The following is a 13,298-nucleotide window of genomic DNA, read 5'->3' as shown; positions in this document are numbered from 1 at the left end:
GGAGGTTACTCCCCAGTCACCTGCAAAAGCGACCCCCTGGATGTCCAGATGTCCACAGCCACCACGCCAACAATCCCGGAGCCACCGGTAACGGGCCGTCTTCCCGCCCTCGACGCGCTGCGAGCGATAGGCGCGGTGGCGGTCGTCGGTCACCACGTCGGCTTCCAGACCGCCGTCACCATGAACACCACGTGGGGCGGCTGGTTGGCGCGCCTGGACGTGGGCGTGGCGATCTTCTTCGTGCTCTCCGGCTTCCTGCTGTTCCGCCCGTGGGCGCTCACCGTCGCCACCGGGCGCCCACGGCCCCGCGCCAAGCGGTACTTCTGGCGCCGGGCGCTGCGGATCCTGCCCGCGTACTGGCTGGCGGTGGTGGTCTGTTTCGTCGTCCTGCCCGGCAACCACCCGGTGTCGGCCGGTGACTGGCTGCGCCACCTCACGCTCACCCAGATCTACGGCCCGGGCCAGCTCCGCCACGGGCTCAGCCAGACCTGGAGCCTCGCCACCGAGGTCGTCTTCTACCTGCTCCTGCCGCTGCTCGCGGTGCTCGCCGTGGGCCGGACCTGGCGTCCCGTCCGCACCGTCCTGCTCGCCTCCTCCGGCGCGCTGCTGACCGTCGCGTGGATCGCCATGATGGGCGCCGGCTGGCTCGACGGCGCGCTGCACACCATGTGGTTCCCCTCGTACGGCGCCTGGTTCGGCGGTGGCATGGCGCTGGCCGCGGCGCACGTGGCCCTGCGAACCGGCACCGCGCCGGCCGCCTTCCGCGTGCTCGACGACCTCGCCTCGGCGCCGCTCGCCTGCTGGGGTGCCGCGGTCGCGGTGATGGCGATCGCGACGACGCCGATCGCCGGCCCGCGCGACCTGACCAGCCCGACCGCCGTCGAGTTCGGCACCAAGATGGCGCTCTACCTCCTGATCGCCGTCCTGATCACGATCCCGGTGGCGTTCGGCGGCCCGACCCGGGCGAAGGAGGTCTTCAGCACCGGGTCGGCGCGGTGGATGGGCCACGTGTCGTACGGGCTGTTCCTGTGGCACCCGCTGGTCATCGAGCTGATCTACCTGCTCGAGGACCGGCCGCTGTTCACCGGCGAGTTCGTCAACGTCTTCGCCCTGACCATGGTCTTCGGACTGATGTACGCCGCGGCCAGCTACTACGGCGTCGAGCGCCCTCTCCAGACGCTCGGCACGCAGAGCCGCCGCCGGCCGACCGGGCGCGGACCGGCGGCGGGGGCACCGGCCGTCCCGGCCACCACGCCGGGCGCCCCGGCCACCACGCCGGACGTCGCGGCACCCGCCTAGCTGTCACCAGCCGAACACCGATCGTCATCCGACGACGCCCGGCGGCTCAACGCCGCCGCTCGGGGCATTGCCGGGCGCAGGCCCAGCCCTTAATGTGACGCGCACCGCTAAATTACTTGAGAGTAGGGTTCGCGTGGAGCGTCGCTTCGGCATGCCCGGACACGTGCTGTTCCTCAACTGGCGAGACACTCGCAACCCCGAGGGCGGCGGTTCCGAGGTGTACGTGGAACGGATCGCCGCCGAGCTGGTGGCGCGCGGATTCCGCGCCACCCTGTTCTGTGCCGCGCACCGTGAGGCTCCCGCCGACGAGGTCAACGACGAGGGCATCCGGTTCGTCAGGCGCGGCGGCCGGCACACCGTCTACCTCTGGGCCGCGCTCTGCTACCTGGCCGGGGCGTTCGGCCTCGGCCCGCTCGCCGCGCGCCGGGGCGGCCGGCCGGACATCCTCGTCGACGTCTGCAACGGCCTGCCGTTCCTCTCCCCGCTCTGGGCCCGGCGTCCGGTGGTCAAGCTGATCCACCACGTGCACCGCGAGCAGTGGCCGGTGGTCCTGCCGCAGTGGGCCGCCCGGTTCGGCTGGTGGGTCGAGTCGTCGCTGGCGGTACGTGTCTACCGGCGCTGCCGGTACGTCACCGTGTCCGAGGCGACCCGGCGCGAACTCGCCACCCTCGGCGTACCGCCGGAGCAGGTCTCGGTGGTCTACAACGGCACGCCGGAGCTGCCCCGCACCGACGCCGGGCGCGCACCGTTCCCGCTGCTCGTGACGCTGAACCGGCTGGTGCCGCACAAGCGGGTGGAGGTGGCGCTGCGGGCGGTCGCGGCGCTCGCCGACGAGCTGCCCCAGCTCCGGCTGGTGGTGGCCGGTCAGGGCTGGTGGGAGTCGCACCTGCGCGAGGTCGCCGACGAGCTGGACATCACCGACCGGGTCGACTTCCGGGGCTTCGTGACGGAGGAGGAGAAGGCCGCGCTGCTCGCCTCGGCCTGGGTCGCCCTGACGCCGTCGCTCAAGGAGGGCTGGGGGCTGACGATCGTGGAGGCCGGCGCGGCGGGCACGCCGACAGTGGCGTTCCGGGAGGCGGGCGGCGTCGCGGAGGCGGTGGTCGACGGGCGCACCGGCCTGCTGGCCGACGACATCGACGACTACCTGGCGAAGGTGCGCGCGCTGCTGCACGACGACGAGATGCGTCAGGAGATGGGCGCTCAGGCCCGGCGGCACGCGGCGAACTTCACCTGGCCGGTGGCGGGGGAACGCTTCGCGACCCTGCTGGAGACCGCGGACTCGCCCCGCCGGGTGCAGCGGCGGGGCGACCCGTCCTACCTGTTGCCGTAGACCTCGGGGGCGTACGGGTCCTGCTTACCGGCCCGCTTGGCCGCCTCCGAGGCGTTACGCGCCTCGGTTGCGGCCTCCTCCGCCGTGGCGGTCGCGGCGGCGGAGAGCCCGCCGAGGGCCAGGACCCCGAGCAACGCCGCCACCAGGCCGGACACGACAAGGGTTAGAGCTCTACGCATGCCATTCCTCCAGTGGTGAGACGTGCGAGCGGACGTTACCACGCAGTAGCTCGCCGGCGTAGGGTCGAAAAGGCGGCAGCCATGACCACCAGAACGGCAGTTCCGCACGCGAGCACGACAAGCCAGCGACCGGATCCGGCCCGCTGCGGCGAGCCCGACGCGGCCGGGTTCCGGTAGAGGCTCAGCGACTCCCCCTCGTACCGGAGGTCGAGACCGGCCAGGACGGCCGGGTCCACTGTGCTCGGCGTACCGTGCTGCACCACCACCCAGCGCACGCCGGTGGCCGAGACCGGCCGTCCCTCGGCGAGCACCCGGCGTACCTCGCGCAGGCGCGGATTCTCGCCCGCCACCGCGACGTCGTCGACCACTAGCGTGTCGTCGGTGAGCACGGTTCCCGGCAGGTAGCGGGGCGCCGGGTCCAGCACCACCCGGCCCGGGTTCCACGGATAGGCCCGGTAGGTGGTCAGCGGCAGGGCGAGGATCTCACCCGGGTCGTCCGGCAGGCGCTCGGCGACCGCCTGCCAGTCCGCCGGGTAGCGCACCGGGCTGATCCGGCCGGCCCCGCCGAACGCCAGGTCCGGCATCGCGGCCAACGGCAGGAGCAGCAGCCCGGCCAGCACGATCCCGCCGACCTCCCGGTCGATCCGGGCCACCAGCCGCTCGGCGCCGAGCGCCGCGCACACCACCAGCACGAGGGCGTACGGCGCGAGGAACTTCTGCCCGTCGCGGAGCAGTCCCGCGCCCGGCACGTGCGCCACCGCCCAGCTCAGCGCCGTGTTCCCGCCGGGCAGCACGGCGAGGGCGGCCAGCAGGTACGCGCCGCCGGCCAGCACGCCCAGCCGTACCGCCGCGCCCGCCGGCAGCCGGCGCCGCAGCAGGCCGGCGCCGACCACGGCCAGGACCACGAGCACCAGGGTCGCCAGCGGGGCCGGCGTGCCGGACCGGCTGGACGGGGTGGCCTGCACGTTCCAGATGCCGCCGGTGCCCGCGAGCGCCACCAGCGGGCCGGCCCAGTTCTCGGCACGCGCCGCGAACGCCGCCACACCCGCCGGGTCGGACGTGCCGCCCGCGCCGGTCACCAGGGCCGCCACGATCCACGGTGCGTTGAGCAGCGCGACACCGCCCACCGCGACCGCGGACAGCCGCAGCCGGGCCCGATCCGCCGCCAGCACCAGCACCGTCGCCAGCGCGATCAGGCCGCCGGTCGGGGTGATCGCGGCGGGCGCGGCAAGCAGCACCACCCGGGCGAGCGCGCCGTCGCGGCCCGCCCGCAGGTCCAGCGCCGCCCGCACCAGCCAGGGCAGTGCGGCGTACGCCAGCAGCAGCCCCCACTGCCCGATCAGCAGCCGCTCGGCCAGGTACGGCGTCCACGCGTACGCCACGGCGGCGACGAGTTGCACCGCACGCCGTTCGGTCGGCACCAGCCGTCCGGCGCCCACGGCGGCGAACAGGACCGCCCCGGCCAGCGCCACCCGCTGCACCACCCAGCCCGGCACGAGCTGGGTCACCAGCGAGACCAGCGCGTCCATCGGCACCGCCCGGGGCAGGCTCTGCGCCGGGGCCACCAGATCCCAGCTCAGCGGCTGCCGGGGGACGAACACCATGTCGTACCGCAGCGCGTAGCCCGGCGCCGCGAGCGGGGCCAGGATCAACGCGGTGACGACGACCGCCACGAGGTACAGCGGCAGCGCCTCCCGCCACCGCCGGACCGCGGGGCCGCCGCCCTCGGCGGGACGTCCGGTCATTACGGCTTCGGCACCGCCCGGCCGATGGTGATCAGGTTGGTGCACAACCTGACTCCGGGCGTGTTCACGGTCAGCTCGACGGCGGACCCGGCGCCCTCCACCATGAAGAACACGTCGTTCAGCCCGCTCTTGAGCGTGATCTCGCGGGTGGCGTCGCCGAGCTTGAACACCGCCGTCGAGTCACCGGAGCTGACGTAGCCGAAGTGCACCACGTACGGCCACTCGACCAGGTAACCGTCCATCGGGATCCGGGTGGTCCGGCCACCCTCGGCCAAATGCCCGCAGCCCTCCACGGTGCCGGGCGCGACCTTGCGTCCCTCGACCACCACCGGACGGATCCGGCCGTTCTCGTCGAACGTCGACGGCTTCTCGCTCATCGTCACGAACGTCGGCCGGCGCTCCGCCGGACGGAAGAAGTGGGACTGGAGGTTGTCCGGCCAGAAGTACCCGGCCACCACCCGGTCCGGCACGATCGTGTCGAAGAAGACGGTGCCCGGCGGCGCGGCGGCCAGCTCGGCCTGCGTGGTGGCCAGGTAGTCCCGCCCGTGCTTGGTGCTCCAGTTGTCGCCGAACCGCGCGGTGCTCCACAGCGTGCCCACGCCGATGGTCGCCAGCAGCACCACCATCGAGACCAGGCCGACGGCGAAGGCGCCCGGCTCCCGCAGCACAGTCGGCAGCGGCCACGCGGACACGTCGTCCTCGTCGTTGTCCTTCATCCCGAGCAGCGCCACCCCGACGCAGATCGCGGCCACCAGCACCACGTCCGCGACGTACCGGGGGACGACGCCGACCAGCGGCCCGAGCGGCCCGCCGAGCCGGGTCACCGCGAACAGCGCCGCGACCAGGCCGAGGTAGCAGGCGAGCAGCAGCCAGGCCCGCCCGGCGGACGGCCGCCGCCGCACCGTGACCACGATCAGCGCCGCGAGCACCGCCCAGGACAGCCACTTCGCGATGTCGTACGGGTCGGACAGCGGCGGCCCGTCACCGGCGTACGTCCAGCGCCACGGCCCGCCCAGCAGGCCCGGCACCACCGTGTCGCCGATCAGGTCGCCGAGGAAGGAGAAGACCTGCCCGACCGAGGTGGGCTCGTCCAGTCCCCGGGCCGGGCGGGTCAGGTAGTACGCCAGGTACGCCCCGGACAGCACGGTGAGCATCAGCCACGCCGGCCAGAACCGCACGACGGTGGTCACCAGGCTGCGCCACGCGCGGCCCTTGGTGAACAGGAACGCGGTCAGCAGGAACAGCAGCGGCACGATGAGCAGCGCCTTGGTGTCGAAGAGCAGGCCGAACACCAGCCAGAACGCGACCAGGACGAGGTGCCGCCTACGGCCGGTGCGCACGTACCGGACCTGGGCCGCCACCGCGAGGACCAGGGCGAGTTGCGGCGGCAGGACGAGCAGCCCGACCAGCCACAGCGACGACACCTCGAGCGTCAGCGGGCTGAACAGGAACAGGCTCAGCGGGACCAGCAGCCCCCAGCCGGGCCGCAGCAGGTCACGGAGCAGCCGGTAGAGGGCGATCCCGACCGCCGCCTGCCCGGCCGCCAGCAGCAGGATCCACGGCCAGCCGGCGAAACCGGCCGCCCGGACCATCAGCCACGCGACCGCCAGCCCGGCCGGCATGAGGTGGTTGTTGAACGTGCCCAGCAGGTAGTCCGGGTCCAGCCGGGTGTCGAGCACCTGCGCGGCGATGACGAACTCGTCCTGCGAGAACCAGCCACGGGCGGCCAGCCCGGCGCGCGACGCGACGGACACGACGATGAGGGCGATCGCGACCGCGCGGACGCGGTCGGCGGCTATCCAGCGACCGATCGGTCCGGGTCCGTCGTCCTCCGCGCCGACGGCTGCCGGATGCGTCTCGGCCGCTGCTTGTGGCATTGACATGGTCGGCAGCCTGCCACACGCTTACACGCCGTGGGGACGGCCGTTCTCCTGATAACGCCCTGCCGCGCCCCCAGGTCGCCACTGCGCGTCCGGTCCGGATAACGTCGCGCGACACGCGTCATGTTGCAGGTGCGCGTACGGCCGGCGGAGACGGGAGCCGAAAATGCGTGCGGACGGGACGACAACGTCGCCGACGGGGACGGAAACCCCCGCCCGGGAGACCGGCCGTGCCCGGCAGACGGCGCGGCGGTTCCGGCACCTGACGATCTGCCTCGCGCTCACCGCCCTCGCCTTCCAGCAGGCGCCCGGGCAGGTCGTACCGGACACGAAGGTCGACCTGAACGTCAATCCGGCGGGGTGGCTGCTGCGCTCGCTGCACCTGTGGGATCCCACCGGCACGTTCGGCCAGCTCCAGAACCAGGCGTACGGATATCTCTGGCCGATGGGCCCGTTCTTCCTGCTCGGGACGGAACTGGGCATCGCGCCGTGGATCGTCCAGCGGCTCTGGTGGGCGCTGCTGTTCTGCGTCGCGTACCTCGGTGTGGTGCGGCTGGCGGGCCGGCTCGGCATCGGCAGCCCCGCCGGCCGGATGATCGCCGGTGTCGCGTTCGCGCTGTCCCCGCGCATCCTGACCCAGCTCGGCTGGTCGTCGGTGGAGTCCTGGCCCAGCGCCGTCGCGCCGTGGGTGCTCATCCCGCTCGTGGGACTCGCCCGGGGCGCCCGGCTGCGCCGCGCGGTCGCCGGGTCGGCGGTCGCCGTCGCCTGCGCGGGCGGCGTCAACGCCACAGCCGTCGCCGCCGTGGTGCCGCTCGCCCTGCTCTGGCTCGCGACGCTCCGGCCGTTGCGCCGCCGCGTCACCGCCCTCGCGGCCTGGTGCGGCGCGGTCGCCCTGGCCACCGCGTGGTGGCTGATCCCGCTGCTGGTCCTCGGCCGGTACAGCCCGCCGTTCCTGGACTACATCGAGACCGCCCGCAACACCACCAGCGTCACCGACGCGGTGACGACGCTGCGCGGCGCCTCCTACTGGGTCGCGTACCTGGCGTCCCCGTTCGGCGCGAACATCCCGGCCGGCGCCCGGCTGGCCAACGACACGCTGCTCGTGGTGGCCACCCTGGCGGTGGCCGCGCTCGGGGTGCTCGGCCTGTCCCGGCGCGGGATGCCGCACCGCCGGTTCCTCATCACCGGTCTGCTGCTCGGCGTCGCGCTCGTCGGTCTCGGGCACACCGGCGACCTGCCGAACATCCTCGCCGGGCCGCAGCAGCAGTTCCTCGACGGCATCGGCGCCCCGCTGCGCAACGTGCACAAGTTCGACGTGCTGCTGCGCCTGCCATTGGCGCTCGGCCTGGCGCACCTGGTCAGCCTCGCCGTACGCGCGGCCCGGACCGCCCCCGAGCAGCGTCGTGGCCGGGCCACGGCACGGGCCTGGCTCACCGCCGGCACGGCGATGGTCGCGGTCGCGGGCGTCGCCTCACCGGCGCTCGCCGGTGGCCTCGCCACCCCGGGGGCGGTGAAGGACGTGCCCGGCTACTGGCACGACGCCACCGACTGGCTGGACGCGAACACCGGACGCGGGCGGGTCCTCGTCGTCCCCGGCGCGCGCTTCCCCGCGTACGACTGGGGCAGCACCACCGACGAGATCGCCCAGCCGCTGCTGGACAGCCGGTGGGCGGTCCGCAACGCCATCCCGTTCACCCCGCCCGCCACGATCCGGCTGCTGGACGCGATCGAGTCGACGCTCGCCACCGGCGCCGGTTCGGCGGGCCTGGCCGACCTGCTCGCCCGCTCCGGGATCAGCCACGTCCTGTTCCGCGCCGACCTCGACCACGGCCGCTCGGACACGGCCCGCCCCGCGGTCGTCCGGCAGGCGCTGGAACGCTCGCCCGGCCTGACCCGCGTCGTGTCCTTCGGCCCGGTACGCGGCGGCTCCGACGCCCCTGACGAGTTCCGCGACCAGGGCCTGGACGTGCCCGGACGGGCACTTGAGGTGTACCGGGTGGACCGGCCCGTCCAGCCGGTGGTCGCGTACGACCGCGACGACGTGACCACCGTCGTCGGCGGTCCCGAGTCGCTGCTCGACCTGGCCGCCTCGGGCCAGCTCGGCGCCGCGCCCACGATCCTGGCCGGCGACGCGAAGGCCGGTGAGACCACCGGGCGGGTCGTGATGACCGACGGGCTGCGGAGGCGCGACGTCTCGTTCGGCCGGCTGCGCGACAACTCCTCCCAGACGCTCACCGCCGACGACACCTTCGCGGTGTCCGCGCCCGCGCACGACTACCTGCCCGACTGGGGGCCGGAGTGGTCGACTGTCGCGCGCTTCGAGGGCATCAGCGGGATCCGCGCCTCCACCGCCCGCTCCCAGATCGACGCGACCGGCGGCACCCGGCCCGAATACCAGCCGTACGCGGCGATGGACGGGAACACCGCCACGTCCTGGCGGTCGGCGCCGCACTCACGCAGTGACAGGCAGTGGATCGAGGTGAACCTCGCGAACCCGACCCGGGTCACCCGGGTGGAGGTGTGGTTCGACCTGAAGGCCGACGCCCTGCCCACCACAGTCACCGTGACCGCCGGATACGAGAGCCGCACCGTCGAGCAGTTCGGTGACCACATGGTCTTCGAGCTGCCCGGCGTGCACGCCACCCGCAAGGTCGAGGTATCAGTGGACGCCGCGTTCGACCTGCGCCCGTTCGGCGACAAGACGGTCGGCATCACCGAGATCAAGATCCCAGGTGTCCAGACCAGCCGGACCCTCCAGCTGCCCGCCGCCCCCGCCACCGACCAGCCCGCAGGCGTGGTCGTGTCGGCGGCCCCGTCCACGCCCGCCTGCTTCACCGTCGACGGCCGCCCCCGCTGCTCCACCGACGCGATCCGCGGCTCGGAGGACGCCTCCACCATCGACCGCACCTTCACGCTGCCGGTGGCCGGGACGTACGACGCGAAGCTGTGGGCGCGGCCGACGCCCGGCCCGGAGCTGAACGCCGCTCTGGACAAGCTGGTCGCCGACGCTCAGCCGTTGCGCCTCGCGCCGCAGGTCACCGCGTCCTCGACGGCGGTGCCCGACCCGGCCGGCCGGCCCGGCGCGGTCCTCGACGGCGACCCCGCCACGAGCTGGTCACCGGCGCTGAACGACGAGGCGCCGATCCTGCGCCTCACCTGGCTCGAACCGCAGGTCATCAGCCGGATCCGGTTCACCGTCGAGGAGGGGACCGCCGCCACCCGGATCGGCAGCGTCCGGGTGGTCGGCAACGACGGGTTCCGCAGCAACCTGCTCACCAACGACGGCGTGCTCACGCTCGACCCGCCGATGCGGACCGACTCGATCACCATCCAGTTCCTCGACAAGCCGTCCGCCACCAGCACCGACCCGTACGGCCTGCGGCTGCCCGAGCCGCTGCCCATCGCTGTCGGCGAGGTGACGGTGCTGCCCCTCGGCACCACTGTCGCACCCCGCCCGGAGACGCCCCTGAAGCTGGCCTGCGGGTCCGGCCCGACGCTCCAGGTCGGCTCGTCCCGGATCACCACCACGCTCACCGGCACGGTGCGCGACCTGCTGGAACTGCGCGAGATGCCGGTCACCGCCTGCGGCCGGACCACGCCCAAGCAGCTCGACCTGGGTAGCGGGGAGCACCGCCTCGTCACCACCGCGAGCACGCTCGCCACCGCCACCCGCGTCGCGCTGACGCCACGGACCGCGACGCCCGCCGCGGAGGCCACCGCCGGCGACATCGAGGTGGGTTCCTGGTCGGCCACCGAGCGGCGGGTACGGGTGTCCGAGCACTCCGTCGACCGGGTGCTCGCGGTGCGGGAGAACACCAACACCGGCTGGCAGGCGACCATCGGCGGCACGACGCTCACCCCGCTCGTGGTGGACGGCTGGCAGCAGGGCTGGATCCTTCCCGCCGGTGTCTCCGGGGACGTGGTGCTGCGCTTCACGCCGGACACCCCGTACCGGATGGGTCTGCTGCTCGGCGGCGTCCTGCTGGCGGTGGTGGTGCTGCTCGCGGTGCTGCCCGATCGCCGGCCCGCCGGGGATCGCGCGGTCGTCGTCGCACCGGCGGCCCGGCGACGGCTCACCCGCTCGCTGCCGCTGCTCGCAGTCGGCGCCGCCGCGCTCGTGCTCCACAGCGGTCTGCTCGGCGCCCTGCTGGTCGCAGCGGGCTTCATGCTCGCCGTACCCGGGCCGCGTCGCCTGCCGTGGACCAGTGACCCCCGGCGGGTCAGGAGGATCGCCCGGGCGGCCGAGACGTGGCTCCCCGGCGCGCTCGTGGCGCTGGCCGGGTGGGTCTATCTGGAATCGGGCGACCGGCACACCGACGTGCTGCCGCAACTCCTGACGGTCGCCGCCCTGGGCGCGCTCTGGCTCTCCACGACCGCCCGCCGACGGCCCGTACGCCGGATCAGGCCCGCCTCGGCGGCGGCCCCGGCCGTGCCGGCCCCCCGGACGCCGGAGCCGGCCGGGCAGCCGACGCCCGTCCCTGCCCTCGCCGCCGCGGCCGTCGCCGCTCCCGCCGCCCTCGCCGGTCCAGGCACGGGTCCGGGCCGATGGCCGGACCTCGACGTCGAGCCGGGTCCGGACCGAGACGCGGACCGCGATACCGAGCCGGGCCCGAGCCCGGGGCCGGACCGCGACGAGCCGGCCACGGACCGGGACGCCGGCCGAGGGCCGGACGGCGAGGCCGAGCCGGATACGAACCTGGACGGTCGCGCCGAGCCCGACTCGGACGGGCGGCCGGCACCGGACGTCGCGCCGGGGCCGGAGGACGGCCCGGCGTCCCGCGTCTCGGAGATCACGTGAGCGAGGGCCGGCCGGGCCCGCAGCCGGCGGACGGCCGGAGGACCGGGCTGGGAGCGGCGGGCGTCGCCGTCACGCTCGCCGGTGTGCTGGTCAACGGCCTGGCCTACCTGGTGCCGGTACTCGCCGCCCGGAAGCTCGACGCGGACGACCTCGGCGCGCTCGCCACCGCCCTCGGCCTCGTGGCCATCGCCGGTGTGCCGGGGCTCGGCCTGCAACTCGCGGTCGCCGTGCACCACGCCCGGCACGGCCCGTCCGACACCCGGCGGCTCACCGTGCTGACCGCCGCCCTCTGCGCGGGGGCACTGCTGGTGGCGACGCCTGTGCTCGTCGCCGCGCTGGACCTGCCGGCGGTGGTACCGGCGCTGCTGGCCGTCACCACGGCCTCGGTGGTGCTCTCGTCGCGCTCGCTCGGCGAGTTGCAGGGCGGTCAGCGCTTCCTGCGGCTCGCCGCCGCGATGGCGCTGCTGGCCGCCGCGCGCTACGGCGGGGTGATCGTGGGGCTGCTGCTCGGCGCGGGCCTGACCGGCGCGCTCGCGATCGGTGCGCTCACCGCCGCGCTGGCGCCACCGGCGCTGGCCTGGCTCACCGGTACGCCCCGGCGTCCCTCGGCCGCCCCGCGCCTGACCGTCGCCCAGGTGACCGCCGGGTGCGGGGCGACGCTGGCGATGCTCGTCGTCTCCTACGCCGATCTGCTCCTGGCCCGGCAACTGCTGCCGCCGTCGGGTTCCGGGGCGTACTCGGTGGGGACCGTCCTGACCAAGGGCGCGCTCTGGGCGCCGCAGGTCGCCGCCGTCCTCGCCCTGCCACGCCTGGCCCGCGGGGACCGCCGCAGCCGCACGGTCGCGCTCGCGGTGACGGGTGCCTGCGGCCTGGTCCTGGTGGGCGCGTCGGCGGTCGCCGGGGGGCTGGCCTTCCGGCTCGTCGGCGGACCCGACTACACGGCGCTCGGCCGGTACGCGCCGCTGTTCGCCGCCGTCGGCGCGCTCTACGCGGTGACGTTCGTTCTGCTCAACGACCGTCTCGCCGGAGGCGCCAGGTGGCCGGCCGCACCGCTGTGGCTGGGCACCGGCGCGCTGGTGACCGTTGCCGCGATCGTGCGTCCGCGTACCGTCGGCGGTCTCGTCGTCGCGGCCCTCGCCACGGCCGTGGTCACGACACTGCTGATGGCCGTGCCGGCGACTCGGCGTCCAGCCAGTCACCCAGCAACAGGTGATCGATCGAGTCCACCCGGCCCAGCGACCGACCGGACGCGATCCGCTCCCGCAGCTCCGCCCGGGTGAACCAGCGCGCCTCCAGCAGCTCCACCCCGTCGACGCGGACCTGCTCGGAGGTGGCGACGGCCCGGAAACCCACCATCAGGCCGGCCGGGAACGGCCACGCCTGCGACCCCTGGTAGGTCACGTCGGTGACTGTCACCCCCGCCTCCTCCGCCAGCTCCCGGCGGACCGCGTCCTCCAGGCTCTCACCGACCTCGACGAAGCCGGCGAGCGTCGAATACGCCCCCTCGGCCGCGCCCGCGTGCCGGGCCAGCAGGCAGCGCCCCGGCGGGCCGGGTGCCTCGACGAGCACGATGACAGCCGGCTCGATCCGGGGGAACAGCAGCCGCCCGCACTCCGCGTCCGCGCAGGTCCGGACGTGTCCGCCGCCACCGGCCACCGCCGCCGCGCCGCACGCGCCGCAGTATCGCTGCTGCCGGTGCCACAGCAGCAACCCCCGGGCGTACGCCTGGACGGCCGCCCCGGCCGGGTCGAGCCGGCCGGCCAGCGCCCGCAGGTCGGCCGCCCGTGTCGCGGCGGCCGCCTCCACGGCGGCCCGCTCGCCCAGCGCGGAGAGGTCGACGGCGAACACCGCGGCGTCCCCGTCGACCCCGAGGAAGACGGTCTCGCCCGCCGCGGCCCGGACGGTCGACGCCCGCTCGCCGGTGAGCCGGACCGGGCCGTCCCCGTCGACCAGGCAGCGGTCCCGCCACAGCGGCAGCACGACGCTCGCCGGGTCGGTCAGCCGCTCGGCCAGCCAGTCCGCGTCGGCGCGCCGCGCCGCCGCCCGGTCCAGCCATCCGCCGCCGTA

At 74.7% G+C, this 13,298-nt stretch carries 7 protein-coding genes and 1 pseudogene; 4 read left to right on the top strand and 4 right to left on the bottom strand.

From position 1 onward, the window contains the following. Positions 1-48: 48 nt before the first annotated feature. Positions 49-1,299, top strand: a complete 1,251-nt coding sequence (locus tag ML5_RS12575) for an acyltransferase (protein ID WP_013474941.1) — start codon at positions 49-51, stop codon at positions 1,297-1,299. Between the two features lie 151 nt (positions 1,300-1,450). After that, a complete protein-coding gene (locus tag ML5_RS12570; protein WP_085983664.1) occupies positions 1,451-2,629 on the top strand; it encodes a glycosyltransferase family 4 protein in 1,179 nt (392 codons plus the stop codon). Here ML5_RS12570 and ML5_RS12565 read toward each other — a convergent pair. From ML5_RS12565 to ML5_RS12555, 3 genes are read right to left on the bottom strand one after another with little or no spacing between them, the layout of a single operon-like run. Then, a complete protein-coding gene (locus tag ML5_RS12565; RefSeq protein WP_013289076.1) occupies positions 2,614-2,808 on the bottom strand; it encodes a hypothetical protein in 195 nt (64 codons plus the stop codon). The two genes, ML5_RS12570 and ML5_RS12565, sit on opposite strands and share 16 nt — an antisense overlap. 35 nt (positions 2,809-2,843) lie before the next feature. Beyond that, entirely contained in the window at positions 2,844-4,553 is a 1,710-nt protein-coding gene (locus ML5_RS12560; protein ID WP_013289077.1) for a hypothetical protein, read from the bottom strand. Then, positions 4,553-6,430: a hypothetical protein gene (locus tag ML5_RS12555; RefSeq protein WP_369752259.1), complete on the bottom strand. Its 1,878-nt coding sequence runs from the start codon at positions 6,428-6,430 to the stop codon at positions 4,553-4,555. Before ML5_RS12555 ends, ML5_RS12560 begins: the two co-directional genes overlap by 1 nt. A gap of 169 nt (positions 6,431-6,599) precedes the next feature. On the opposite strand from ML5_RS12555, the gene ML5_RS12550 reads away from it, so the two are divergent. Continuing rightward, positions 6,600-11,231 (top strand): alpha-(1->3)-arabinofuranosyltransferase, encoded by a 4,632-nt coding sequence (locus tag ML5_RS12550; RefSeq protein WP_013474939.1) that lies wholly within the window; start codon positions 6,600-6,602, stop codon positions 11,229-11,231. Next, positions 11,228-12,511 carry a lipopolysaccharide biosynthesis protein gene (locus ML5_RS32785; RefSeq protein WP_013474938.1) on the top strand — a complete coding sequence of 428 codons (1,284 nt, stop codon included), beginning with the start codon at positions 11,228-11,230 and terminating at the stop codon, positions 12,509-12,511. The genes ML5_RS12550 and ML5_RS32785 overlap by 4 nt, the downstream gene beginning before the upstream one ends. A 13-nt stretch (positions 12,512-12,524) precedes the next feature. On the opposite strand, the pseudogene nudC reads toward ML5_RS32785, so the two are convergent. Then, positions 12,525-13,211: pseudogene (gene nudC, locus ML5_RS31505) on the bottom strand (NAD(+) diphosphatase); the annotation flags it as partial. Between the last annotated feature and the right edge of the window lie 87 nt (positions 13,212-13,298).

The organism is Micromonospora sp. L5, from assembly GCF_000177655.2.
GTDB lineage: Bacteria > Actinomycetota > Actinomycetes > Mycobacteriales > Micromonosporaceae > Micromonospora > Micromonospora aurantiaca.
The sequence above is the reverse complement of the archived record's forward strand: the minus strand, read 5'-3'. Positions and strand labels throughout refer to the sequence as shown.